The organism is Acinetobacter sp. LT1, from assembly GCF_059800965.1.
Window position 1 is genome coordinate 113,147 of sequence record NZ_JBBAXE010000005.1, and the last position, 26,568, is coordinate 139,714.

Sequence of the window (26,568 nt, forward strand, 5' to 3'; positions counted from 1 at the left end):
TAATTTAAAATATGGTTTTTAAGTCCTCACCATTTCTTGATCTTACTGATTTATTTTTAATGGTCACAGTATCAGTTAATATGAAAAATAATAGACACAGTTATTAAAACTATATCCCTATTAAATGGATTAATCTAAATGCATAACAATATTTGAGATAAATCAGGGATCGCTATAAAGTGTATCCATTGCTTTGGCTTTTTAATGAATGGATATGTACAAATATAAAAAAGTGAGTGATGACCTCACCCTGCAAATTCAAAATGGCAGGCAGCCTATTGGTTCTCGGTTGCCATCAATTCGAGATTGTGCCCAGCATTATCAGGTCAGTATTAATACCGTAAAAGAAGCTTATCGCCAGCTTGAAGATCAAGGTTTAATTTCAGTTCGCCCACAGTCTGGCTACTATGTTTGTCATGCGCCTTCAAACTTATTAGAACTCGAAGAGCGTTATGTCAGTGAAGAAAAAGTATCTCTTTCAGGAATTAGCTGTTTTCTAGCACAAATTGTTAAAAAGCAGATGGACCCTGACTATGTCAATTTGGCCCTAGCTTGCCCTTCTGGGGAAAATTTCTATCCAATTGAACGCTTAAAACGCTTAACTGCTCAGGTGTTGCGCTCTCAATCAGATATTTTTAAAAGCTATACCTTGCCGCCCGGTTCTATACGTTTACGTACTCAAATTGCTAGACGAAGCTTACAGTTAGGTATGTTTCTTTCAGCAGATGATATTGTGCTGACTCATGGCACGATGGAGGCTTTAAGTCTCGCGATTATGGCAACAACTCAAGCGGGTGACAGCATAGCTCTTGAGATTCCTACATTTCACAACCTGTACCCACTCCTTCATAATTTAGGTCGAAAAATTGTAGAAGTGCCGACCTCACCACATACAGGTATGTGTCTGGATGCACTTGAAGAACTCTTAAAATCTCAAAGTGTACAAGTCATTTTAACCATTCCGACAGGACACAATCCTCTCGGTTTTAGCATGCCTGAGAGCAGCCGCCGTCGCTTGGCAGAGTTAGCTAATCAGTTTCAGATTCCTGTTATTGAAGATGCGATGTATGCCGAATTGCAACTCACCGAGCCTCTCTTGCCCAACATCAAAGCGTTTGACCAAAACGGATGGGTTTTGGTATGTGGGAGCTATACCAAGACTGTAGCACCTGATTATCGGATTGGTTGGTTAGAAGCTGGGCGCTTTCGTAATATTGTGCAGCAGCTTAAATTTACAACCACTGTTGCCGAGCCAGCTTTACTCACAGAAACGTTAGGCCTTTTCTTAGAAAATGGTGGTTATGACCTGCATTTACGTCAACTCAAAAAACGCTATCAACAACAAATTGACACTATCAAATCTTATATTTGCCGCTATTTCCCACTCGGTACCCGAGTCAGTCGTCCGCAAGCGGGATTTATTTTATGGTTAGAGCTCCCCGAATCAATTGACACACTAGAACTGTTCCATCAGGCCATGGATGAAAAAATCTTATGTATGCCGGGAATTTTGTGTTCAGCTGATAAACGTTTTAGTCATTGTTTACGTATTGCAGCTTGTTTTGAGTTAAATCCCAAAATGTTAAATGCTTTGATGCGCTTAGGAGAGCTAGCAAAAAATATGATGCCCGTACAAAAAGATATTGGTCAAATCCCTACTAATTCAGTAGGTTGAATCCCAAATGCGGAGTTAATAAAATAAAACCATATATTTTTTATGCCTTTTATTTTATGAAAACTGAGCTTCTCTCTCCCGCAGGTTCACTTAAAAACATGCGCTATGCATTTGCCTATGGTGCAGATGCAGTATATGCAGGCCAACCACGTTATAGCTTACGTGTTCGTAATAATGCTTTTGATCATGACAACCTAAAAATCGGAATTGATGAAGCCCACGCTTTGGGCAAAAAGTTTTATGTTGTGGTGAACATTCAACCGCATAACAGCAAATTAAAAAACTTTATTCGTGATCTTGAACCAATTATAGCCATGCAGCCGGACGCACTCATTATGTCTGACCCGGGCTTAATCATGATGGTGAGAGAGCATTTTCCTGATGTGCAAATTCACCTATCAGTTCAAGCCAACGCTATTAATTGGGCCACTGTTAAGTTTTGGAAAGATTACGGTCTAAGCCGTGTGATTTTATCGCGTGAGTTATCTTTAGAAGAAATAGAAGAAATCCAGCAATACGTACCCGATATTGAACTTGAAGTTTTTGTACATGGTGCTCTATGCATGGCCTACTCAGGCCGCTGCTTACTTTCTGGATATATGAATAAACGTGATGCCAACCAAGGTGCTTGTACCAATGCTTGCCGTTGGGACTATAAGTTGTATGAAGCCCAAGAAGATGCAAATGGAGATGTGATTCCAGTTACTCAGCTCAATGAGTCAGAAAAGTCTTGCTGCTCATCAGCACAATCAGAGACAACTTCATCTCAAACTTTGCTTGTACAACGTAATGATGAAGAAATGTTTGCTGCCGAAGAAGATGAACACGGCACCTATTTTATGAACTCTAAAGATTTACGTGCGGTACAACATGTAGATCGTTTAACCAAAATGGGGATTGCCTCACTAAAAATTGAAGGCCGTACTAAATCCTATTTTTACTGTGCCCGTACCGCCCAAATTTATCGAAAAGCTATTGATGATGCTTTAGCAGGCAAACCATTTGACCCAAGCTTAATGAACCAACTCGAAGGTTTGGCAAACCGTGGTTATACCGAAGGCTTTTTGAGACGTCATGTACATAGCGAATATCAAAACTATGCTGATGGTTCATCGCATTTCGACTACCAACAATTTTGTGGAGAGGTTTTAGAACGTCACGGCGATTATATTCGCATTGAAGTTAAAAACCGTTTTGTGGTGGGCGACTCACTTGAGCTGATGACGCCTCAAGGCAATATCACCTTTACCTTAACCGAAATGCGCGATTTAAAAGGTAACCTAATTACAGATGCTAAAGGTTCGGGGTATTTTGTTGAGATTCCACTTTCACAAGCTGTTGATATTAGATATGCCCTACTCATACGAAATTTGCCGCATGCTAAGGAAAACATTACTGCCTCAACATTAGCTTATTCAGCGAGTTAAACATGGCACTTTTGATTACGAATGACTGTATCAATTGTGATATGTGCTTACCGGAATGCCCCAATACAGCTATTTTTGAAGGCAACAAAGTTTATGAAATTGATCCACTTCGTTGTACAGAATGTGTAGGCTTTTATGATGCACCCACATGTAAGGCGGTTTGCCCTATCGATTGCATAAAACCAGACCCTGCACATATTGAAAATAAAGAGCAACTGCTAGAGAAATTTAAGGATTTAAATATACTCGGCGAATCTATCTCTTAAAAAGTCTATCGAGGATCAGGCTAAGGTTTCTGATCCTCTTAAATGACTATACAGATCAATGATTAAATAAATGAATAAATAGCTTAAGCCACTTTGCTAATGATAAAATCAAATGATCAGTTCAGTTTGTTTTACTGGTATTTTTGTACCCCAAAAATTGCACAATCGTTAAAACTGGTCTAACCATTTCAACATTTCATATAGATTGATTAAAACTCTTTCTGGCGTAGCTCCCCATGTCTTATCTTTATTTAGCAATTGCGATTGCTTGTGAAGTCATTGCAACTTCAGCCTTAAAAGCATCTCAAGGTTTTACTGTTCCCATTCCGTCCATCGTTACGGTGGTGGGCTATGCAATTGCTTTTTATTTATTATCCCTGACGCTAAAAACAATTCCGATCGGGATTGCATATGCCATTTGGTCGGGTGCGGGTATTATTTTAATTTCTGCAATTGGCTGGATATTTTACAAACAGCATTTAGACTTGGCGGCCTGTATTGGTCTTACTTTAATGATTGCAGGTATTATCATTATTAATGTGTTTTCTAAAAATACTCATCTATAAAATATAATTTAAAAGCAACCGAGTAAGATGCGAATTCTTTTATAAAATTTCACCTTACTCGGTAGGAACAACTTATTTCAAACTGCCCGTCAAAAATTGCTTTAAACGCTCACTTTTCGGGTTATTGAGTACTTCATTAGGATGGCCCTGCTCCTCAATTTTTCCTTGATGCAAAAAAATCACTTGATTAGATACATGACGCGCGAAGCCCATTTCATGTGTCACCACAATCATAGTACGTCCTTCTTCAGCCAAGCCCTGCATTACTTTTAGTACTTCACCCACCAGCTCTGGATCAAGCGCGCTGGTTGGTTCGTCAAACAACATAACTTCTGGTTCCATAGCCAAAGCACGAGCAATCGCTACACGTTGCTGCTGACCACCAGATAAAAATGCCGGATGTTTACTTTCAACACTTTCAGGTAGCCCAACTTTACGCAGATATTTCCTTGCACGCTCTTCAGCTTCAGCACGTTTTACCCCAAGTACGTGAATCGGCCCTTCAATGACATTTTCCAGCACTGTCATGTGAGACCACAAATTAAAATGCTGAAATACCATCATGAGCTGCGTACGCATTTTTTGTAGTTGCTTTGGTTCAACTACTTTTAAATTGCCTTTTTTATCAAAGACTGTGCGTAGTTTTTCACCATTGAGCTTAATCGTGCCATTGCTCGGTTGTTCCAAAAAGTTAATGCAGCGGAGTAAAGTACTTTTACCTGAACCCGATGAACCAATAATACTAATCACATCACCGGCATTTGCATCAAGTGATATTCCTTTAAGCACTTCATGATCGCCGAATTTCTTATGTAAATCGCGAATCACTAGTTTTGCAACTTGTTCCATTTATGTCTCCTAATGATTCGATGGCTTTAAAAATGCCAACCAACGTTTTTCAAGCTTACGAAATAGCCCAATCAAAATAAAAGCCAGCATTGCATACAACACCGCGGCAATTCCAAAAGCATTGAAAGTGTCATAGGTTGCCGCATTCACATCACGCGCAATTTTTAAAATGTCAGGAACAGTTGCTGTAAATGCAATGGTTGTCGCGTGCAACATTAAAATGACTTCATTGCCGTAAAACGGTAAAGCACGGCGTAACATCGATGGAATGATAATGCGAGTGTAGAGTTTCCATTTTGACATACCGAAAGCTTGTGCAGCTTCAATCTCGCCATGGGGAATAGAATGAATCGCCCCAGCGAAGATTTCAGTTGTATATGCACCAGTATTGAGCGCGAATGCCAAAATGGTGCAATTTATGCCCTCTCGAAAAAAAGCATCAAGAGTCTGGTGTTCATGGATATAATCAAAGCTGTAAATACCTGAGTAAATAATCAGCAATTGAATGTAAAGTGGAGTGCCACGAAAAACATAGGTATATAACCAAACTGGGCCACGCAACCAAAGATTTTCTGATACTCGTGCAAGTGATAAAGGCACAGCAAGCACAAATCCAATACCAATAGAAAGCACCAATAACCAAGCAGTCATCGCTACGCCAGTCATTTGCAAACCATCGGTCCAAAGGTATGCCTGCCAATATTGTTGAAGGATTTCAATCATAATTGCCCCTTCCTCACACCAGCAGAATAACGACGTTCAAGCCACATTAAGATCAGGTTCGACACGGTGGTAATCGCTAAATAAATGGCAGCAGCCACGATGCTGAAAAAGAACAACTGCATGGTACTTCTACCCGCATCTTGTGTAATTTTTACAATGTCAGTCAGGCCAATAATAGAAACTAGTGCGGTCGCCTTAATCAAAACTTGCCAGTTATTACCAATACCAGGCAAAGCGAAACGCATCATTTGAGGGAATAATACACGGTGAAAAACCTGCCACGGAGTCATTCCATAGGCCATTGCTGCTTCAATTTGGCCTTTAGGAACCGATTGAAATGCACCACGAAAGGTCTCGGTAAAATATGCACCATAAATGAACGCTAAAGTAATCACACCCGCCACAAATGGGTTGATATCAATTTGGTCCATTTGCAGTGCTTCAGTAATTTGGTTGAGACCCAACTGCAAGCTATAAAATAACAGCAGCATAATGACCAAATCAGGCACACTTCGAATGAGCGTGGTGTAAGCTGTCGCTATATAACGTAAAATTTTAATGCCAGAGAGTTTTGAGCTCGCACCAATTAAGCCAATAATCACAGAAAGTAAAAGTGATAACAACGCAAGCTGTATGGTCATCCATGTCCCGCTGAGCAGGAGTGGCCCAAAGCCAGAAAAAAACATGACTCATCTTCTCCTTAAAAACAATATCTAATATTGATGAGATGAGAATAGATCTAAAAATGTCGGCTTTAAGCCGACATTTTTCACATCATTAGTAAATGCTAAAGGAGAAATATTTTTTCTCGAGTTTTTTGTATGTACCATCTGCAATGATTGCAGCGAGTGCTTTATTAATATTGGCTTTTAAATCCGCATCTTCTTTGCGTAAACCAATAGCTGCGCCTACACCTAGTGTTTTTGCATCAACCACATTACCACCAGCAAAACTGAAGTTTTTACCTTTTGGTTGTTTTAAGAAAGCTCCGTCAACCATAATTGCATCTTGTAAAGTTGCATCCAAGCGACCTGACATCATGTCTTGATAAATCAAATCTTGGACTGGATAAGGTACAACCGTTACACCTTTTGGCGCCCAATAGGTTTTAGCATAAGTTTCTTGAATTGTGCCCTGCTGTACACCGACACGTTTACCTTTCAAAGAGGCAGCGGTAGGCAATAACGGCGAGCCTTTTTTTGCAACCATACGGGTTGGTGTATTGTAGATTTTGCTACTAAATGCAATTTGTTTTGCACGCTCATCAGTGACTGTCATTGATGAAAGAATGCCATCAAATTTTTTCGCTTTAAGTGCTGGAATCATCCCATCAAAAGAGTTTTCAACCCAAACACATTTGGCTTTGAGTTTTGCACAAATCGCATTACCCAAATCAACATCAAAACCAGTTAACTTGCCATCTGGTGTTTTATATTCAAACGGCGCATAAGACGACTCAGTACCAAAACGAATCACCTTCCAATCCTTTGCTTGAACATTCGTTGCAACAGCAGCCAAAACTAAGGTTGTTGAAACGAACATTTTTTTCATAAAGCTTGCCATCTTGAAGCTTCTCCTTAAAATCCTAATAAGGTGATAAAAACTTGAGCAATTTCTAAATTACTCTTCTGCCGAAATAATTGCAATTTCTATACCAGTAAATTAAGGATTTATGAAGGTGTTCTAACAATGGATTGTATTAACTGTTTAAATGTTGAAAAATCACTCAAATTTTAAATTAGTTTTTAAGTGTATAAGCTTCCGCCATATTTTCATTTTCAACCAATGTCCGAATGGTGTATTCATGGTTATGTTCTTTAGCACTGGCAAATTCACATTTTTGATCCAATGACATTGAACAACCACTCAATAGAGGACAACCTGCAAATAATTCAGCCACCCAATCTACGAAGACTCGAACTTTAGGTGATAAATGACGATTTTGTAGGTAAACGACTGATATTGGCATAGGTGCAGGCAACCATTCAGTCAGTACTTCCCTAAGCGCTCCAGATTCCAAATGTTTGGCTACCATGTAATATGGGCATTGAATTAAGCCAAAACCTTGCACTGCCAAATCAATATATGAATCGCTATCATTGACAGAAACACGCCCTTTCACACCAACGCTATGAATCTCACCGTTCACCATGAAATCCCAGTCGATATTGCGTCCTGTACGGCTATTAAAGTAATGCACGACCTGATGTTTTTGTAAATCCTCAATGGTTTTAGGTTCCCCATGCTTCATCAAATAACGTGGTGCAGCTACAGTCACACACTGAATTGTTCCGATACGACGTGCAACCAAACTTGAATCTTTCAATTGACCAATACGAATGACACAGTCCACCGCATCTTGAACTAAATCGACCGGACGATCACTCATTCCTATGACCAAATCAATGTCAGGATATTTGGCATGAAAATCACAAAGCATCGGAATCAGAATCAGCCGCCCGATTGAAGCTTTAACATCAATGCGCAGTCTTCCTCGTGGTCCACGCTCCGAATCATGAAAAGTTGATTCTACATCTTCGACATCAGCTAAAATTCGCGAAGTACGCTCATAATAAACCGCTCCATCCGGTGTCAAACTAAGTTTACGGGTTGTTCGGTTAAGCAATCGAACCTGTAAATGTTTCTCTAAACCCTGAATGGTTGTCGTCACTGAAGCACGCGGTAGGCCTAAGCTGTCAGCCGCTAAACTGAAACTATTTGTTTCGACAACTTTGTTAAATACTTTCATGGCATGAAATAGATCCACACGCACACTCCTATCAATCAATGCATTTTTTAATCAAACACATCAATTGTTATAAAAATACGAATAGTGTTATCGAATTTAATATATTTATTCGTGATTGACAAACTTTTATGCTCCGTCCATCCCATAAACCCTGTTTCTCCCATACGGACCAAAACTAAAAGTCTGAAAACAGGTATCCAAATAACTAGGAGCACCTCATGTCATTTTCCCGCAAACAGTTCGCACTGTCTGCCATCTTTGTTGCCCTCTTAGCAACAGGAGGCAGTTTTATGTTTTTACATGAAAATGCCGATGCAAAAGCTGCACCGACCTCTGCCCAACAAGCTGCAACTGTTGATATTTCTAATGTCATCAGCAAAACCATTACTGACTGGCAAGAATACTCCGGTCGTTTAGAAGCCATTGATCAAGTCGATATTCGACCCCAAGTTTCCGGCAAACTCATTGCCGTTCACTTCAAAGATGGCAGTCTCGTAAAAAAAGGCGACTTACTTTTTACCATTGATCCACGGCCTTTCGAGGCAGAACTGAATCGTGCCCAAGCTCAACTCGCTTCAGCTGAAGCACAAGTCACTTATACGGGTTCTAATCTTTCTCGTATTCAACGTTTAATTCAAAGTAATGCTGTCTCACGTCAAGAGCTAGATTTAGCTCAAAATGATGCACGCTCAGCCAGTGCCAACCTACAAGCAGCTAGAGCAGCAGTTCAATCTGCCCGCTTAAATCTAGAGTACACCCGTATTACTGCGCCTGTCAGCGGTCGAATTTCCCGTGCCGAGGTGACCGTCGGCAATGTAGTTTCTGCAGGTAACGGAGCACAGGTTTTAACAAGTTTAGTATCTGTATCTCGCCTTTATGCATCTTTCGATGTTGATGAACAAACCTACCTGAAATACATCAGTAACCAGCGTAATTCTGCACAAGTTCCTGTTTATATGGGACTTGCCAACGAAACTGGTTTCTCTCGTGAAGGTACCATCAACTCAATTGACAATAACCTAGATGCAACCTCAGGCACGATTCGTGTTCGTGCGACTTTTGATAATCCAAACGGAGTTTTATTACCGGGCCTATATGCACGAATCCGTTTAGGCGGTGGTCAACCTCGTTCAGCAATTCTGATTAGCCCAACCGCAGTTGGGGTCGATCAAGATAAACGCTTTGTCGTAGTAGTTGATGCTAAAAATCAGACAGCCTACCGTGAAGTAAAACTCGGTGCGCAACAAGATGGTTTGCAAATCGTGAATAGCGGATTACAAGCGGGTGATCGTATTGTAGTGAACGGTTTACAACGGATTCGTCCGGGTGACCCTGTGACCCCACACCTCGTTCCTATGCCAAATGCACAAATCACTGCTAGCAGTACTACCTCTCAACCTCAGCCAACAGATAAAACATCAACTCCGGCAAAAGGTTAATCAAATATGAATATTTCTAAATTTTTTATTGATCGGCCGATCTTTGCTGGTGTGTTATCAGTACTGATTTTACTCGCCGGTCTGCTTTCGGTATTCCAGTTACCGATTTCTGAATACCCAGAAGTTGTTCCGCCATCTGTGGTGGTACGTGCTCAATATCCGGGTGCAAACCCAAAAGTGATTGCTGAAACCGTTGCCTCTCCGCTTGAAGAATCAATCAACGGCGTTGAAGACATGCTGTACATGCAATCTCAAGCAAACAGCGACGGTAACCTAACCATTACGGTGAACTTTAAACTAGGTATTGACCCAGACAAAGCGCAACAACTGGTTCAAAACCGTGTGTCTCAGGCCATGCCTCGTTTACCTGAAGACGTACAGCGTTTAGGTGTTACTACCTTAAAAAGCTCACCGACTTTAACCATGGTAGTGCATCTGACCTCACCAGATAGTCGCTATGACATGACCTACTTACGTAACTATGCGGTACTCAACGTGAAAGACCGTTTAGCGCGTTTACAAGGAGTTGGTGAAGTCGGATTATTTGGTTCTGGTGACTACGCGATGCGCGTATGGCTCGACCCGCAAAAAGTAGCACAGCGTAACCTCACCGCGACCGAAATTGTGAATGCAATCCGTGAACAAAATATTCAGGTTGCAGCGGGTACAATCGGTGCATCACCAAGTAATTCACCTTTACAGCTTTCAGTCAATGCTCAAGGCCGCTTAACGACTGAACAAGAATTCGCAGATATCATTTTAAAAACTGCACCAGATGGTGCGGTTACCCGATTGGGTGATGTTGCTCGTGTTGAACTCGCAGCTTCACAATACGGCTTACGTTCATTACTCGACAACAAACAAGCAGTCGCGATTCCAATTTTCCAAGCACCGGGTGCTAATGCTTTACAAGTTTCCGATCAAGTGCGTAGCACGATGAAGGAGCTTTCAAAAGATTTCCCATCTTCAATTAAATACGACATTGTGTACGACCCGACTCAGTTCGTACGTGCCAGTATTAAAGCGGTTGTTCATACTTTACTTGAAGCGATTGCACTGGTTGTTGTGGTTGTTATTTTATTCTTACAAACATGGCGTGCCTCAATCATTCCATTGCTTGCTGTACCAGTTTCAATTATTGGTACATTCGCGCTCATGCTCGCTTTTGGTTACTCAATCAATGCGCTATCACTGTTCGGGATGGTACTTGCCATCGGCATTGTGGTCGATGACGCGATTGTCGTCGTCGAAAACGTCGAGAGGAATATTGAAGCAGGCTTAAGCCCAAGAGATGCAACTTATCGCGCGATGCGAGAAGTGAGCGGACCGATTATTGCCATTGCCTTAACGCTCGTTGCCGTGTTCGTACCTCTTGCCTTTATGACAGGCTTAACGGGACAATTTTATAAACAATTTGCCATGACCATTGCCATTTCAACGGTCATTTCGGCATTTAACTCCCTTACCCTATCTCCTGCTTTGGCAGCCATGTTACTAAAAGGACATGATGCTAAACCTGATGCATTAACACGCATTATGAACCGTCTATTTGGACGTTTCTTTGCGCTGTTTAACCGTGTATTTACACGTGCGTCAGACAACTATGGTAAAGGTGTAAGTCGTGTCATTTCCCATAAAGCATCAGCAATGGGTGTCTATGCAGCACTGTTAGGCTTAACCGTTGGGATTTCTTATATTGTTCCGGGTGGCTTCGTGCCCGCTCAAGACAAGCAATACTTGATTAGCTTTGCTCAACTACCAAATGGCGCTTCATTAGATCGTACTGAAGCGGTGATTCGTAAAATGAGTGACACTGCACTTAAACAGCCTGGTGTAGAAAGTGCCGTTGCCTTCCCTGGCCTCTCAATTAATGGTTTCACTAATAGCTCTAGCGCAGGTATTGTCTTTGTGACTTTAAAGCCATTCGACGAACGTAAGGCTAAAGACTTATCTGCCAATGCAATTGCTGGTGCTCTTAACCAGAAATATTCAGCTATTCAAGATGCATATATTGCAGTTTTCCCACCACCACCAGTGATGGGTTTAGGGACCATGGGCGGCTTTAAACTACAACTTGAAGACCGAGGTGCCTTAGGCTATTCAGCCTTGAATGATGCTGCACAAAACTTTATGAAAGCAGCACAATCAGCCCCTGAACTTGGTCCAATGTTCTCAAGTTATCAAATTAACGTACCTCAACTAAATGTAGATCTGGACCGTGTGAAAGCCAAGCAACAAGGTGTTGCCGTGACAGATGTTTTCAACACCATGCAGATTTATTTAGGCTCTCAGTACGTTAACGACTTTAACCGCTTTGGACGTGTTTATCAGGTTAGAGCACAAGCAGATGCTCCTTTCCGTGCTAACCCTGAAGATATTTTGCAGCTTAAAACCCGAAACAGTGCGGGACAAATGGTGCCGTTATCTTCATTGGTAAATGTAACTCAAACCTATGGTCCTGAAATGGTCGTTCGTTATAACGGCTATACCTCAGCAGATATTAACGGTGGCCCTGCCCCAGGTTATTCATCTAGCCAAGCTGAAGCTGCGGTTGAACGTATTGCTGCTCAAACTCTACCACGTGGTATCAAGTTTGAATGGACAGATTTAACTTACCAAAAAATCTTGGCTGGTAATGCAGGACTCTGGGTATTCCCAATTAGCGTATTACTTGTGTTCTTGGTTTTAGCTGCTCAATATGAAAGTCTAACTTTGCCTTTAGCAGTCATTTTAATTGTACCGATGGGAATCTTGGCGGCTCTAACAGGTGTTTGGCTAACAGGCGGAGATAACAACATCTTTACCCAAATTGGTCTGATGGTGCTTGTCGGGCTGGCTTGTAAAAATGCCATCTTAATTGTTGAGTTTGCACGGGAACTCGAAATGCAAGGTGCGACTGCATTCAAAGCGGCAGTTGAAGCAAGTCGTCTACGTTTACGCCCAATTTTAATGACTTCTATTGCATTCATTATGGGTGTCGTACCACTGGTTACTTCAACTGGTGCAGGTTCTGAAATGCGTCATGCGATGGGTATTGCAGTGTTCTTCGGCATGATCGGTGTAACGCTGTTTGGTTTGTTCCTAACCCCTGCCTTTTATGTCCTGATTCGCACATTGAACAGCAAACATAAATTGCATTCGGCAGCAATTCATGAAGCACCTTTATCTACCCCACATGATCATTAAGGAGGACATTTAATGGCTACAGCAAAACAAAGCTTATTATTGTCCTCACTCATGGGAAGCCTGCTTGCAGGCTGCTCTTTGGCACCGGAATATCAACCTGCAAAGGTCATAGTTCCCGTCAAATTTAAAGAGTCTGACCCTAAACTTGAAGACAATAACTGGAAGATTGCCCAACCTGCCGATCAGCAGGTTCGAGGTGAATGGTGGCGTGTTTTTAATGATGCTCAATTGAATGAGCTCGAACAACAAGCCATTTCTGGAAACCAGAGCCTTAAAGCGGCAGCGGCTAATATTCAAGCTTCACGTGCGTTACGTTCAGCAGCACAAGCTGAACGCTTGCCAAGTATTGGTGCTGGCTTTGGACCGACTCGTCAAAAACCTTCTCCCGCTTCATTGGGTCTAGATGACAATGCTCATACGTCTGCACAGACCTTATGGCGTGCTCAAGCCAATGTTTCATATGAGCTCGATTTATTTGGCCGTATTGCCAGTAGTGTCAATGCAGCAACAGCTGATGTACAGCAACAAGAAGCTCTATATCAATCGGCGCTTTTAGCCTTACAAGCAGATGTTGCCCAAGGCTACTTTCTCATTCGTCAGCTTGATGCTGAACAAGCAATTTATAATCGCACTATTAAACTGCTTGGCGAGACACGCGACTTAGCTCAAACACGTTTTAGAAATGGTTTAGTCAGTGAATTAGATGTTTCTCGCGCACAGACCGAACTTGCTACAGCACAAACCAATGCATTAAATATTGCTCGTAACAGAGCCAATGCAGAGCATGCTCTTGCAGTATTATTAGGCAAAACACCTGCTGAGTTTAGCTTGGCAGTTCAACCTTTAACTGCAAACAGCATTCGTCTGCCAGCAGGTTTACCTTCGGCTTTACTTGAAAGACGACCTGACATTGCGGCTGCCGAGCATGCTATGGCAGCAGATAATGCGCGTATTGGAATTGCACGTGCTGCTTTCTTCCCAAAACTGGACCTAACAGGTGCACTCGGTTATGAATCATCAAGTTTAGGTGAGTTGGGTAAATGGTCGAGCCGTACATTCTTACTTGGTCCAGTGGCAGGTACTATTTTATCTTTGCCATTATTTGACGGTGGACAACGTAAGGCTGGAGTTGCTCAAGCACGAGCTGCCTATGAAGAAAGCGTGGCAAACTATCGCCAAACTGTGTTGAATGCATTTCGCGAAGTTGAAAATGGTTTATCAGATCAAAGAATACTTGATCAGCAAATTCAAGCTCAAAATCAAGCACTCTCCTCTTCTCGTCATGCAAATCAACTGTCTCATTTACGTTATCGAGAAGGTGCTATTAGCTATCTTGATGTGATTGATTCGGATCGGACTATTTTGCAACAAGAACAACTTTCTGCACAGCTTAACGGCACTAGAATGATGGCTAGTGTAAATTTAATCCGTGCATTAGGTGGTGGCTGGCATAATGCCGAGTCATCGGTAAAATCTAAAAGTTAATTCTTATCTAATTAACTTGATAAAAAAAGCGCCATACGGCGCTTTTTTTATATTTACAACTTATTGTGCGTATACAGGGAATTTTGCACAAACAGTTTCAACTTTCGCTTTTACGTCAGCAATAACTTTTTCGTCACCTTTGCTGTCAATCACGTCAGCGATCCAACCAGCAAGTTCACGAACTTCAGCTTCACCGAAACCACGAGTTGTTACTGCTGGAGTACCGATACGGATACCAGAAGTCACGAATGGAGAACGTGGGTCATTTGGAACTGAGTTTTTGTTCACAGTAATGTGAGCAGCACCTAACCAAGCATCTGCATCTTTACCAGTTACATCTTGCTTGATTAAAGATAACAAGAACAAGTGGTTGTCTGTACCGCCAGAAACAACATCATAACCACGAGCGATGAATACTTCAGCCATAGCTTGAGCATTTTTCACAACTTGTTGTTGGTAAGCTTTGAAGTCATCAGACATAGCTTCTTTGAAGCAGATTGCTTTAGCAGCAATCGCATGCATTAATGGACCACCTTGGTTACCAGGGAATACAGCTGATTGAAGTTTTTTCTCAATTTCTTCATTCGCTTTCGCAAGGATTAAACCAGAACGTGGACCACGAAGTGTTTTGTGAGTCGTCGTTGTTGTTACGTCAGCAATTTGAACTGGGTTTGGATATACACCAGCAGCAACAAGACCTGCAACGTGAGCCATATCGACGAAAAGGTAAGCGCCAACTTTGTCCGCGATGTCACGGAAACGTTGCCAATCTACAACACGGCTATAAGCAGAGAAACCAGCAACGATCATACGTGGCTTGTGCTCTAACGCTAAACGTTCAACTTCTTCGTAATCGATCTCGCCAGTTTCAGCGTTTAGCCCGTATTGAACTGCATTATAAGTTTTACCAGAGAAGCTTACTTTTGCACCGTGAGTCAAGTGACCACCGTGAGCTAAGCTCATACCTAAAACTGTATCGCCCGGGTTAAGAAGCGCTAAATAAACAGCAGAGTTAGCTTGTGAACCAGCGTGTGGTTGAACGTTTGCGTAATCTGCACCAAAAAGTTCTTTAGCACGATCAATCGCCATTTGCTCAATGATATCCACATACTCGCAACCGCCATAATAGCGTTTGCCTGGATAACCTTCTGCATATTTGTTCGTAAGTTTTGATCCTTGCGCTTCCATCACAGCAGGAGAGCAATAGTTTTCAGATGCAATTAACTCGATATGTGCTTCTTGACGCTCACCTTCAGAAGCAATTGCTTGAGCTAATTCTGGATCAAATTCAGAAATGGAAATATTGGCAAACATTAGCGGGGGTCCTATAAATTAGGGCTTTTAAGCCGTGCTAAGATTGCGGCATATTGTAGCATGAACTTTATAATTAAACAGAATGAAGTTAGCTCAGTTTTAAATAAAAATGGCTCAAGTTTTATAAAAAATGAGCCATTGTTTATAAATCAATTAAAAAGCTCGTTTAAAGCTTATATTTTAAATTTCTCTATCATTAATTTTAGCTCTCGCTAATACTAAAAAAGTATTAAATATCAATGACTCTATTGAGCTGCCAGTAAAGACTGAACATTTCCAACAATATTATCTACATTATTACTCATCACCGTGCCATGGTCCCAGTTACCCGTCACATAACTATTAATTTTAGTGCCTAAGGTAGTGGCATTAAATATCAATAGATCAGTTGCTAATTTAGGTACTGTAGGATCAGCTATCCCTTGATAAATGATGATTGGAGTAGTGACTTTTACTTGTAACGGCTGCGAATCTTTTTCCAAAAACGTTTTAACTAACGGCACAGCCATAAAATTAGGTTGTGTACGTGTAAAGCCATCTAGTGTGCCATTATGGTCTTTAGCATAATTACTCATACCCTCATAAAAGGCTCCATACAATGGTCCTGAACAAAGGTTTTCTGCTTGTGCGGCAATACTTGAAATTTGTGAAGTAAAGACTTGTGAATAATTAAAGGCAGGTTGTGTGTTGCGAATGCCAGCTGTAACCAAAGCTGTATATGTATCAAGCTGTGCATAGGTTGCAATTTTAATATCTATCGGTGCATTCGCAACTTGCGCCTCTCCATCTACTAAAATACCCCCTAGATTAGAAGCAGGTGCTACCGCTACTGTACCTTTATAGTCTAGTTGTGCACGGCTCGCATATTGTGCAGCACCTAATGCAGCATGCCCACCCTGAGAATGTCCTACTGTTAACCATTTTTTTGAGGTTAATAAATTACGTTGTGATAAATAATTACGTGCCGCAACCACGGCATCTGTAATTGAAAAAGCCTCACTTTTAATATTTAAAAATGGATGTATGCCTGGGGTACCCAAACCTTCGTAGTCAGGTGCGACCACAACATAACCTGCAGCTAGTAATTTACTAATTAAATCTTTTGTACTATCTGCTAAAGCTGCCTTACTTGGTGCGCAAGTATCTGCCACACCCGTAGTGCCATGTGCCCAAACCACAATTGGCCAACCGCCTACTGGTGGTGGAGTGTTTGGTGTAAATACCAAACTGGTTGCCTGCACTTCTTGACCACTTTGACCCAACATTTTATAAGTCAAAATACTACTTTCTGCGGCAACTGATCCTAAGTTGGTGCTTGTGTAAGCCTCGACTTTAACGACTGGATTTTGAATATTATTGGTTGGAGTCCCAGATGGATTAGTAGGAGCTGGGCCATCATCACTACTCCCTCCTCCACAAGCGACTAAAAATAAACTCGTGCTAAGAACGCTCGTTATTAATAGGTTCATTTTCATTGGTATATCTTCCCTTAAATTCCATTTTTGTTTTGCTTTAGTTTTTTAATCAACATTTCCTAATGTCTTAAAAATATTTACGCCTAATCTTTATTTTCCGCAAGTTCTATTGGATGAAATTAATCTCTGAAAACTTTATTTTTAATATAAATTAACGTTCTCGCTACTCTCAGACCTCACTTCATGTTTTAAAGTGGGTAGCCAACTGTTAACATTCTTGATTACTCGTGATTGATTAAAGGGCCAGTTATGCAAACCATTATTTTAGATACAGAAACACATACACTAAATGGTTTGCCTATTGAAATTGCGTATGCCCCAATTGAAATTAATGAAGGCAAGCTCACCTTAGATAAGAGCAAATTGTTTGATCAACTTTATCAGGTTAGTGCACCTATCTCTTACGCGGCTATGGCAGTACACCATATATTAGAGTCAGATTTAGAAAACCAGCCCCACTATAAAACTTTTAAATTGCCAGAGACTACAACTTATATTATTGGTCACAATATTGATTACGATATTGCCGCGATTGCTCGTTGTGGCGTGGATGTCTCTCATATCAAACCGATTTGTACTCTAGCTTTAGCGCGTAAAACTTGGCCTGATGCAGAAGCGCATAATATTTCTGCACTCATCTATATGATTTCTCAAGGCAGCGTTAAAGCGCGAGAATTGCTCAAAGGCGCGCACCGAGCCGATGCAGATATTATTTTGACTGCTAATATTTTGATGCATATTGTCTATCATTTAAATATTCAAGACATTGAAGAGCTTTACCGAGTTTCTGAAGAAGCACGTATCCCTACGACTATTAATTTTGGTAAGCATAAAGGCACAGCAATTGCTGAACTTCCTAAAGACTATATTCAATGGTTATTACGTCAAGATGAACTTGACGTCTATTTACGTAAAGCGTTAGAAGGCGCATTTTAAAGACTTAAATAGATGATATTCATCAATTCTTCATCATATTGTCATTTTTGAGTTTTATCGTTAACCCCATTTATATTTTATTAAAAACAGTACTGTTCAACCAAGAAAATTGGACAGTCTGATTTATTTTTTATTTGGGGAAGAATGATGGCTGGTTTTTATCGAACCAATTTAGGAAGAGTCGCGCTTCAACAACGCAACATTACTTTAAATGCAAAACAAAGACGTTTACTACTATTAATAGATCACGAAGATTTTCAAAATTTAAATAGCGAATTTAAAAAACGTATTGCATCTCCAGAGCTTATTCAACAGCTTATCGACTTAAAACTCATTGCTCCTTCTGGCGAAAATTATTCAGAATTAAATGAACAAATATATTTCCCACCATCATCCGTAACTACAATAGAAGCTCATCAAAAAAATATTATAGATGAGAATAAAAGTGACAATATAGTTAGTGAAATTCAGGTTACTCAATTACCATCTTTGCAATCTACAAATACTGAAAATACCCAGCCACCAATTCCAGTTCAACAGCTCTCTTTTGAAGAAATACAACAGTTGATGAAGCAAAGCTTGAGTCAATATTGTGGGCTTATGGCAAAACCACTTATTCAGAAAATAGAACAAATAAAAACGCTTCAAGAGCTTAAAATGTGCCAAATGCAATGGATTACCAGCTTACAGGAGTCGCGTATTCCGCCTAATGAGCTAGCACATACGCTCCATTCTATTAATTATTCAATTCAACTTATTCAACAACGCATCTAAAAAAAACAACAAGTTGCTGTTTAATTAAGCATTAAACCCACTTGTTACCTATTTCGTGCTTTACCTATTGGTGTTTTTTTCCTATGATGTGGCCCACACATGTGCGCTCGTAGCTCAGTTGGATAGAGTACAGGTTTCCGAAGCCTGGGGTCGTGGGTTCGATTCCCGCCGGGCGCACCAGTTTATATATAATAACTTCATAAATTTATCTCAATTTTATAAAATTCCGACTATTTTACTTGGTTTATTAATCATTATCGCTCAAAATATACCCCTCTTTCATAATGTGAGAATTTCATGACTGATGCTTTGGTTTTAAGAGATTTGTCCAAAACATATCGTAATGGTTTTCAGGCGTTAAAAGGTATTAACCTCACTGTGCCTGAAGGTGAATTTTATGCGTTGTTAGGCCCAAATGGTGCCGGCAAATCAACAACCATTGGTATTATCAGTTCCCTCACGAAAAAAACCGAAGGAACAGTTGAGATTTTTGGACACAATCTCGACACTCACCCATCCTTGGCAAAACAACAACTTGGCGTTGTCCCTCAAGAATTTAACTTTGGACAGTTTGAAAAAGCGTTCGATATTTTAGTCACCCAAGCTGGCTATTACGGCATTCATAAAAAGATTGCAGAAAAACGTGCCGAGCATTATTTAGAAAAGCTAGGCCTCTGGGAAAAACGCAATATACAAGCACGTATGCTATCAGGTGGTATGAAGCGCCGACTCATGATTGCACGTGCCATGATGCATGAACCTAAACTTCTTATTTTAGATGAGCCTACTGCGGGTGTTGATATTGAATTACGCCGCTCTATGTGGGATTTTCTAACCGAAATGAACGAAAGCGGTACTTCTATTATTTTGACTACACATTATCTCGAAGAAGCAGAAATGTTGTGTCGTCAAATTGCTATCATTGACCGCGGTGTCATTAAAGAAGACACCAGCATGAAAAGTTTCTTAAACCAGCTGAGTGAAGAGTCTTTTATTTTTGATTTGGCAGAACCCATTGCCCCACTCCAGTTAAATATTATTGGTGTGAAGTTCAACTTAATTGATAGCAGCACTTTAGAAGTGACAATGGATAAAGCACATACATTAAATGACTTATTCCAACTTTTAGAATCACAAGGTATTCGTGTTCGTAGTATGCGTAACAAATCGAACCGTCTAGAAGAGCTATTCGTCAAAATGGTCGAGAAAAATCTTGAAGGAGAGGCAAAATGAATTTTAGCCAACTGCAAATTGCCCTCTGGACTCTAGTTCGTAAAGAAGTACGCCGATTTCTACGTATTTGGCCGCAAACCTTGTTACCACCTGCGATCACGATGAGTTTGTACTTTGTCATTTTTGGTAATTTGGTTGGTTCGCGCATTGGACAAATGGGCGGCGTGAGCTACATGCAGTTTATCGTACCCGGCCTCATCATGATGGCGGTTATTACCAACAGTTATGCTAACGTATCTTCAAGTTTCTTTAGTGTGAAATTCCAAAAGAGCATTGAAGAACTGATTATGAGTCCCGTACCACTACATATTATTTTGTGGGGCTATGTCATTGGTGGTATTTGCCGTGGTGTATTGGTCGGAGCAATTGTGACGACAATGAGCATGTTCTTTACAGACCTCTTTATACATAACTGGTTCGTAACTATATATACAGTCTTAATTACCTCGGTTCTTTTCTCATTAGGTGGTTTTATTAATGCAGTTTATGCAAAATCATTTGATGATATTTCTATTATTCCAACATTTGTCCTTACACCTTTAACCTATTTAGGTGGTGTATTCTATGCTATTAGTGCACTTGGCCCTTTTTGGCAAAAACTTTCTTTAATTAATCCTATTGTGTATATGGTTAACGCTTTCCGTTTCGGCATTTTAGGTCATAGTGACGTGAACGTTACGTTCTCTTTAATCATTGTGACATTATGCTGTGCTGTACTTTACGGAATTGCCTACTATTTACTTGCTCGTGGTTCAGGAATGCGTGAATGAGTGTCGAACAGTCTTTATTGGGTAAAGAAACTCAATATCCAACTAACTATCAACCTGATGTTTTATTTCCAATTGCTCGTGCTCAGTCTCGTGAAGCCTATTCGCATATTGAAGGTATTACACAAGGTAAAGATTGGTGGCATGTTTTTGAAATTTCATGGTTAAACGCTCATGCTATCCCGCAAGTTGCTATTGGCAGAATTACACTGCCAGCTTCTTCACCAAATTTGATTGAATCAAAGTCATTAAAGCTTTACTTCAATAGCCTTAACTTCACACAGTTTGACTCTAAACAATCATTTATTGAAACAGTTGAAAAAGACTTATCGGCTGCGGCCGGTGCAAAAGTTGAGTTAACCTTATTTCAAGTAGATGATTTAGAGATTTCTAAACCTCAAGGCATTTGTATTGATGACTTAGATCCAGAGCGTTTAGAGCAACATCCAGATGCGACTCTTTTAAAACGAGATGCGTCTGATGAAGAAGTCGAAATTGAACTATATTCTCATCTTTTAAGAAGTAACTGCCCAGTCACGGGACAACCAGATTGGGGTACAGTTTTTATCCGTTTTAAGGGCAAAAAACCTTGTTATCGTAGTGTTTTAGCTTATATTATCTCGTACCGTCAGCATAACGGCTTTCACGAACAATGTGTCGAGCAGATTTTTGCGGATATTTGGCAAAATTTGCAGCCTGAAAAGCTGATGGTTTATGCAACTTATACTCGTCGCGGCGGACTTGATATTAACCCTTGCCGAGTATCGGATCTTTCATGGATGCCAAAACCGATTCGATTGGCACGACAATAAAACGAATAATTTGAGGATACACCATGCCGTTTTTTGGTTTTACCCCTTCTGAAGGCTTATTGAACGATATACAAACTGGAATTGCGAACAAAAATTCTAGTGAGCCTTTATACCCACTTCGCGATAAGATTGCTTTACAACTTAATGAAGAGATTATTGATAATGTCTTAATTCAGTTAGTTCAGCACTTCCCTGCAAGTGAAAAGCGCGATACTGCCGAAAAACTAGCAGGCTATGTCAAATCAACAGTCGCTGTTCTTTTAAAACAATTGTTAAGCAAAGCGCCAAACGATGTTGTTAAACAGTCAGTAGAGTTCTCTGAAAAAAGCTTATTTAAAGATCCACAAGGTCAATATAAAGTAGGTGTAACTCTAGATCCTAGCTTAGTCACTAATCTTCAGCATAACTTCACTGAGCTTAAGGCGGGTAACGATATCAATAAAGCTGCATTGGCTGAACTGTATAAACAGTTTGGAGATGCTATGGTTAAACATTTTATGTCTGATTTTAATAAGACATTAGACCTTGGCATGATCAAGCGTAAAGCAGCTGATATTGGTGCGGCAGCTGTAACAAAAGCAGTTCATATTGCGATCGACAAACTCATCCCTAGCTTAAATCGCACTGAACTAAAAGCGATGGCTGAATATCACGAAAGTCTATTCTTTAACTAATAAGAAATAGCCTATCGGAAACCTAGCGAGAGCTAGGTTTTTTTATTGCAAAATATTGATATACATTGCCATTAATCAGGTTTATGTTAGCATGCGCCAAGCACTGATTGACCTAGTTAACGCCGCATGTCTCCTAGCCCACAATATAAGTTTTTACGCCAAGCTCCTCGAGATGGTCTTAGCACCGCTATGCAACCATCAAGGTGGCAACAACTCCACATTGACCCGTGGTTATGTCTATTTTTGCTGTTAAATGCGCTATTAGGCTTAACGGTACTATATAGTGCTTCGGCGCAGGATGTAGGGCTGGTCAGTAAACAAGCCATGAGTTTTGGTATTGGCTTTTTAGTGATGTTTGGTCTAGCCCAAATTCCGCCTAAGGTCTATCAAGCGTTTTCCCCCTACTTTTATTTGTTTGGCCTATTTTCGCTTGTGGCAGTTATGGTATTCGGTGAAGTCCGAATGGGTGCTCAGCGTTGGATTGATATTCCCGGTTTCGGAAGTGTCCAACCCAGTGAGTTCATGAAAATCGGCATGCCGATGATGATTGCATGGTTTTTAGCACGAAAACCTCTTCCCCCTAGTTTTTCACAAGTTATTTTATCTTTAATGTTAATTGGTATTCCCTTTTTACTGATTGCAGAACAACCTGATTTAGGGACATCACTTTTAGTATTAGCAAGCGGTATATTTGTCTTATTTTTAAGTGGACTATCGTGGCGAATGATTGGTGCAGCTGCCGCATGTGCAGCAATTGTAATTCCAATTGCGTGGGAATTTCTTTTACACGACTATCAACGCCAAAGGGTTTTAACTTTACTTGACCCCGAGGCAGACGCACTCGGTACGGGTTGGAATATTATTCAATCTAAAACTGCAATTGGTTCTGGTGGTTTTTCAGGTAAAGGCTTCCTTGAAGGTACCCAATCACATTTACACTTTTTACCCGAAGGACATACTGACTTTATTATTGCTGCATATTCCGAAGAATTTGGACTCATCGGTGTACTTATTTTAGTAGTCCTTTATTTTGCCATTATTTTTAGAACATTCCAGATCGGTTTACAAAGCTTCCATAACTATGGACGTTTAGTTGCTGGCGCCTTTGGTTTGTCTTTTTTTGTTTATGTATTTGTAAATGCGGGAATGGTCAGTGGTATTTTACCTGTAGTAGGTGTTCCTTTACCTTTTATGAGTTATGGCGGAACAGCTATTATTACTTTAATGGCCACCTTTGGTTTAGTCATGTCCATTCATACACATCGATAATCTGGAATTTTAAAACGATATGTTGTCTCAACACTTAAATAAAACTTTAAAAATGCTCGCTTTGTGTACTGGCTTAATCAGTACAAGTCATTTCGCTCAGGCCAACGATTTTGCAACACATCCTGATTATTTGAATTTTAAACAAAAAACGATGAATGCTTATGGCTTAAGTAGCGATCAAGTCGATGCAGCCATGAGTGGCGCAAAAAATTTACCAAACATTCTAAATATTATGACTCGTCCGGGTGAAAGTAAGCCTTGGTATGATTATCGCTCTATGTTCTTGGTTGAAGGCACAATTCAACGTGGTGTCCGTTTTAAAAATCAATATGCAGATGCGTTAAATCGCGCAGAACAACAATATGGCGTATCTCAAGCTGTCATTTTAGGTATTTTGGGCGTTGAAACAGGTTATGGCGCAAATAAAGGTTCTTTTATTACACGTGATGCTTTAGCTACCCTTGCTTTTGGCTACCCTCGCCGTGCTGAATATTTTGGTGATGAGCTAGCTGCTCTTATTGCTTGGACTTATAAAGAAGGCTACCCAACAAATAGTATTGTTGGTTCCTATGCAGGTGCGATTGGCTATCCACAATTTATGCCAAGCAATATTAGTAAATATGGGGTGGATTATGACGGTAATGGACATATCGACTTAAGAAACTCAGCAGAAGATGCTATTGGATCAATTGCAAACTACTTAGCAAAACAAGGTTGGCAACGCGACCAACCGATCGGGTTTATGGCTCGTTACACTGGGTCAAATCCAGAAAGTATTATTGCTAAAGATTTAACGCAACCTTTCCCATATGGTGCATTAAAGACACTCGGTATTTCTCCATTGAATCCTTTAGTTAAAATTGATGATCTCGATATGGTGAATGTTATTCAATTACAAGACTATAATGGACCAATTTACTATTTAACTTACCCGAATTTTCAAGTGATTACGACTTATAACAAGAGCCGCATGTACGCTACTGCTGTATGGTTATTAGGCACCGAAGTAGCTAGCCGATAGGCTAGCTTTTTTATACTTTATGTAAAAGTCAATAAATATTTTTGTTAAATAGATCACAATACATACATTTTTAATAACTTGTTACATTATTGATTATTTTTCAACCTAAAACTGTAAGTTTTTGCCCTTTTTGTAAAGATTTCTCGTTAAAGACTAGACACTCTCCGTAACCGATGAATATTATCCACCCCAATATAGCAATTGCAAAAGTGAATAATAAGGCATGTTCACTTTAAATTTCAGTCAATGGCTGAAAGAAAAAAGTACATGTTCTCAGGAGTTTATACAAATGCAGTTATCGCTGAAATACGTTCTTGCACTGACGGCTAGTTTAAGTATGGCCCCACTGCACGCTGAAATGGTGCAGTCATCATCATTAAACAGTGATGTAGATGGTCCTAATCTAGCAGCACGTGTATTGAGTAAAGATACTCAAAACTTTAATTCTCGTTTTTCTAACATTAACAGTCTTTCAATCACTGAACGTTCTGGCGATCAAATCCGTCGTCAAGCTATCGCAGCAAAAATTGAAATCCCTGAAGATGAGCCTTCAGTGATTGAAAAACTTAACACAGTAGCTTCAAACACTGTTCGTAAGTTTAGCCAAACTGGTATGGCGTCTTGGTATGGCCGCCAATTCCATGGTCGTAAAACTGCAAGTGGTGAAACATTCGACATGAATGCTTTAACTGCTGCTCACCGTAGCCTACCGTTGAACTGTTACATTCGAGTAACGAATAAAGACAATGGTAAAAGTGTGGTTGTAAAAGTAAATGACCGTGGTCCTTTCCATGGCAACCGTGTACTTGACCTATCATACGGTGCAGCTAAACGTCTTGGTATTACCAATGCTGGTACAGCTAAAGTAAATATTGAGCGTGTTGATGGCCCAACTTCATAAGTTATAGCCTCTCGAGTTCATGTAAAAAGCCGCAATTTTTTCTGCGGCTTTTTTATATTTTAAGTTATCAAAATAATTCCTAACGTAAAGTTAAAAAATCCTCTTTTTTTGACCCTTATCCAGCTCTGAATTTGAATATTTTTTAAACAAAAAACTATGTTTATTTAATACCAGTTAATTTTACGTCTAATTTACGTTTAGAGCGTCTTTTTTAAATTTGCGCTACCCTAGTACCATTTTTCCAAAATAAAGGCTATTTATGGCGTTTTTAGAGTAGATGAGTAGAGCTTTTTCATACAATTTTCCCATCAATCTCAAAATTACGCTTTTTTAGATGATTTCATCATCTAGCAACACAGAAAAAATATTATGAAAAATCGCCCCATTCTTGTGGTCGAATTGTCCACCTTGTCAATTACACTCGCATTATTTTTTCATTTGCCCTTTCTTAGTTTTTTTAATACAACGCTCCCTATAGTTGAATAGTGTTAGTTTCTTGTCGAGATCCTCAAGAACAGGCTAAAATATACTCACAAAAAATAAATCAAAGTTAAAACAAGGAGTGTGCTACTAATGAAATCCATTACTGAATGGTTTGATGAATATAGCGAAAGTCATCAAAATCCAACCAATAAACAAATTCACTGGCTTTGCGTTCCCGCCATTTTATTTTCTATTATTGGAATCATTGCACATTTCAGCACATTGCTTACTGCTTTATTACTTGTGTTGACCTTAGTATTTTATGCACGTTTAGATCTTGTACTTGCTGTGGCAATGGCTGCTTTACTTGTTGTTATGGCATGGCTCATTTATACCCTACCTGTAGGAGTCGGGTTTTATATCGCTATTTTTGTGATTGCTTGGGTTGGACAATTTTATGGACATAAAGTGGAAGGCAAAAAGCCCTCGTTCTTTAAAGATTTACAATTTTTACTCATTGGACCAGTTTGGTGTATGGATGCTTATCTCTCAAAAATCTTACCAAAATGGAAAAGCAGACAAAAACAAGCTCTTGCTTAAAGAT

25 protein-coding genes and 1 tRNA gene are annotated in these 26,568 nt (G+C 40.0%); 19 read left to right on the forward strand and 7 right to left on the reverse strand.

Features of this window, described 5'->3' with window-relative positions:
* Positions 1-208: 208 nt before the first annotated feature.
* From WBW42_RS06525 to abeS, 4 genes are all read left to right on the forward strand, one after another.
* Positions 209-1,675 (forward strand): aminotransferase-like domain-containing protein, encoded by a 1,467-nt coding sequence (locus tag WBW42_RS06525; RefSeq protein ID WP_080776755.1) that lies wholly within the window; start codon positions 209-211, stop codon positions 1,673-1,675.
* Between the two features lie 56 nt (positions 1,676-1,731).
* Positions 1,732-3,102 carry a prephenate-dependent tRNA uridine(34) hydroxylase TrhP gene (gene trhP / locus WBW42_RS06530; RefSeq protein ID WP_032055448.1) on the forward strand — a complete coding sequence of 457 codons (1,371 nt, stop codon included), beginning with the start codon at positions 1,732-1,734 and terminating at the stop codon, positions 3,100-3,102.
* Between the two features lie 2 nt (positions 3,103-3,104).
* On the forward strand, positions 3,105-3,368 hold the full coding sequence (locus WBW42_RS06535; RefSeq protein ID WP_002118193.1) for a YfhL family 4Fe-4S dicluster ferredoxin: 264 nt from the start codon (positions 3,105-3,107) through the stop codon (positions 3,366-3,368).
* Positions 3,369-3,604: 236 nt separating this feature from the next.
* Positions 3,605-3,934, forward strand: coding sequence for a multidrug efflux SMR transporter AbeS (gene abeS, locus WBW42_RS06540; RefSeq protein WP_004700493.1), 330 nt, complete (start codon positions 3,605-3,607; stop codon positions 3,932-3,934).
* Between the two features lie 72 nt (positions 3,935-4,006).
* On the opposite strand, the gene WBW42_RS06545 is transcribed toward abeS, so the two are convergent.
* The 5 genes from WBW42_RS06545 to WBW42_RS06565 form a co-directional block, all read right to left on the reverse strand.
* Positions 4,007-4,783, reverse strand: coding sequence for an ABC transporter ATP-binding protein (locus tag WBW42_RS06545; protein WP_032055447.1), 777 nt, complete (start codon positions 4,781-4,783; stop codon positions 4,007-4,009).
* A gap of 9 nt (positions 4,784-4,792) precedes the next feature.
* On the reverse strand, positions 4,793-5,506 hold the full coding sequence (locus WBW42_RS06550; protein WP_032055446.1) for an ABC transporter permease: 714 nt from the start codon (positions 5,504-5,506) through the stop codon (positions 4,793-4,795).
* Entirely contained in the window at positions 5,503-6,192 is a 690-nt protein-coding gene (locus tag WBW42_RS06555) for an ABC transporter permease (protein ID WP_032055444.1), read from the reverse strand. The genes WBW42_RS06550 and WBW42_RS06555 overlap by 4 nt, the downstream gene beginning before the upstream one ends.
* Before the next feature lie 91 nt (positions 6,193-6,283).
* A complete protein-coding gene (locus tag WBW42_RS06560; RefSeq protein ID WP_014207231.1) occupies positions 6,284-7,069 on the reverse strand; it encodes an ABC transporter substrate-binding protein in 786 nt (261 codons plus the stop codon).
* 175 nt (positions 7,070-7,244) lie between these two features.
* Positions 7,245-8,273: a LysR family transcriptional regulator gene (locus tag WBW42_RS06565; protein ID WP_032055442.1), complete on the reverse strand. Its 1,029-nt coding sequence runs from the start codon at positions 8,271-8,273 to the stop codon at positions 7,245-7,247.
* Between the two features lie 200 nt (positions 8,274-8,473).
* Here WBW42_RS06565 and adeF point away from each other — a divergent pair, with 200 nt between their 5' ends.
* Genes adeF through WBW42_RS06580 form a run of 3 tightly spaced genes read left to right on the forward strand, consistent with a single transcriptional unit; the run spans position 8,474 to position 14,365 of the window.
* A complete protein-coding gene (gene adeF / locus WBW42_RS06570; protein ID WP_032055441.1) occupies positions 8,474-9,694 on the forward strand; it encodes a multidrug efflux RND transporter periplasmic adaptor subunit AdeF in 1,221 nt (406 codons plus the stop codon).
* Positions 9,695-9,700: 6 nt separating this feature from the next.
* Positions 9,701-12,880: a multidrug efflux RND transporter permease subunit AdeG gene (gene adeG, locus WBW42_RS06575; RefSeq protein ID WP_032055439.1), complete on the forward strand. Its 3,180-nt coding sequence runs from the start codon at positions 9,701-9,703 to the stop codon at positions 12,878-12,880.
* A 12-nt stretch (positions 12,881-12,892) separates the two neighbouring features.
* On the forward strand, positions 12,893-14,365 hold the full coding sequence (locus WBW42_RS06580) for an efflux transporter outer membrane subunit (RefSeq protein ID WP_032055438.1): 1,473 nt from the start codon (positions 12,893-12,895) through the stop codon (positions 14,363-14,365).
* 60 nt (positions 14,366-14,425) lie between these two features.
* Here WBW42_RS06580 and glyA read toward each other — a convergent pair whose 3' ends face one another.
* Positions 14,426-15,679 (reverse strand): serine hydroxymethyltransferase, encoded by a 1,254-nt coding sequence (gene glyA, locus WBW42_RS06585; protein ID WP_002118126.1) that lies wholly within the window; start codon positions 15,677-15,679, stop codon positions 14,426-14,428.
* Positions 15,680-15,739: 60 nt separating this feature from the next.
* On the opposite strand from glyA, the gene WBW42_RS06590 reads away from it, so the two are divergent.
* Positions 15,740-15,895 carry a hypothetical protein gene (locus WBW42_RS06590; protein ID WP_078225145.1) on the forward strand — a complete coding sequence of 52 codons (156 nt, stop codon included), beginning with the start codon at positions 15,740-15,742 and terminating at the stop codon, positions 15,893-15,895.
* Between the two features lie 29 nt (positions 15,896-15,924).
* Here WBW42_RS06590 and WBW42_RS06595 read toward each other — a convergent pair whose 3' ends face one another.
* Positions 15,925-17,154: an alpha/beta hydrolase gene (locus WBW42_RS06595; RefSeq protein ID WP_032055435.1), complete on the reverse strand. Its 1,230-nt coding sequence runs from the start codon at positions 17,152-17,154 to the stop codon at positions 15,925-15,927.
* Positions 17,155-17,403: 249 nt separating this feature from the next.
* Here WBW42_RS06595 and WBW42_RS06600 point away from each other — a divergent pair, with 249 nt between their 5' ends.
* The 11 genes from WBW42_RS06600 to WBW42_RS06650 all read left to right on the forward strand — a co-directional run bounded on the left by WBW42_RS06600 (position 17,404) and on the right by WBW42_RS06650 (position 26,564).
* Positions 17,404-18,090, forward strand: a complete 687-nt coding sequence (locus WBW42_RS06600) for a putative quorum-sensing-regulated virulence factor (RefSeq protein WP_032055433.1) — start codon at positions 17,404-17,406, stop codon at positions 18,088-18,090.
* Positions 18,091-18,234: 144 nt separating this feature from the next.
* A complete protein-coding gene (locus WBW42_RS06605; RefSeq protein WP_078225148.1) occupies positions 18,235-18,864 on the forward strand; it encodes a hypothetical protein in 630 nt (209 codons plus the stop codon).
* 103 nt (positions 18,865-18,967) lie between these two features.
* Positions 18,968-19,044, forward strand: a tRNA-Arg gene (locus WBW42_RS06610).
* Between the two features lie 117 nt (positions 19,045-19,161).
* Positions 19,162-20,097 (forward strand): ABC transporter ATP-binding protein, encoded by a 936-nt coding sequence (locus tag WBW42_RS06615; protein WP_002118101.1) that lies wholly within the window; start codon positions 19,162-19,164, stop codon positions 20,095-20,097.
* Entirely contained in the window at positions 20,094-20,867 is a 774-nt protein-coding gene (locus WBW42_RS06620) for an ABC transporter permease (RefSeq protein ID WP_002118099.1), read from the forward strand. The genes WBW42_RS06615 and WBW42_RS06620 overlap by 4 nt, the downstream gene beginning before the upstream one ends.
* Complete coding sequence (queF, locus tag WBW42_RS06625; protein WP_014207239.1) at positions 20,864-21,676, forward strand: NADPH-dependent 7-cyano-7-deazaguanine reductase QueF; 813 nt, start codon at positions 20,864-20,866, stop codon at positions 21,674-21,676. The genes WBW42_RS06620 and queF overlap by 4 nt, the downstream gene beginning before the upstream one ends.
* A gap of 23 nt (positions 21,677-21,699) precedes the next feature.
* Positions 21,700-22,350 (forward strand): hypothetical protein, encoded by a 651-nt coding sequence (locus WBW42_RS06630; RefSeq protein ID WP_002118229.1) that lies wholly within the window; start codon positions 21,700-21,702, stop codon positions 22,348-22,350.
* 126 nt (positions 22,351-22,476) lie between these two features.
* The gene (gene rodA, locus WBW42_RS06635) at positions 22,477-23,619 is read left to right on the forward strand and encodes a rod shape-determining protein RodA (RefSeq protein ID WP_032055424.1); all 1,143 of its coding nucleotides are present in this window, start codon (positions 22,477-22,479) and stop codon (positions 23,617-23,619) included.
* Positions 23,620-23,638: 19 nt separating this feature from the next.
* Entirely contained in the window at positions 23,639-24,640 is a 1,002-nt protein-coding gene (gene mltB, locus WBW42_RS06640; RefSeq protein WP_005068218.1) for a lytic murein transglycosylase B, read from the forward strand.
* Between the two features lie 289 nt (positions 24,641-24,929).
* A complete protein-coding gene (locus tag WBW42_RS06645) occupies positions 24,930-25,541 on the forward strand; it encodes a septal ring lytic transglycosylase RlpA family protein (protein ID WP_002118141.1) in 612 nt (203 codons plus the stop codon).
* A gap of 573 nt (positions 25,542-26,114) precedes the next feature.
* Positions 26,115-26,564 carry an Mpo1 family 2-hydroxy fatty acid dioxygenase gene (locus tag WBW42_RS06650; RefSeq protein ID WP_002118194.1) on the forward strand — a complete coding sequence of 150 codons (450 nt, stop codon included), beginning with the start codon at positions 26,115-26,117 and terminating at the stop codon, positions 26,562-26,564.
* Positions 26,565-26,568: the final 4 nt, after the last annotated feature.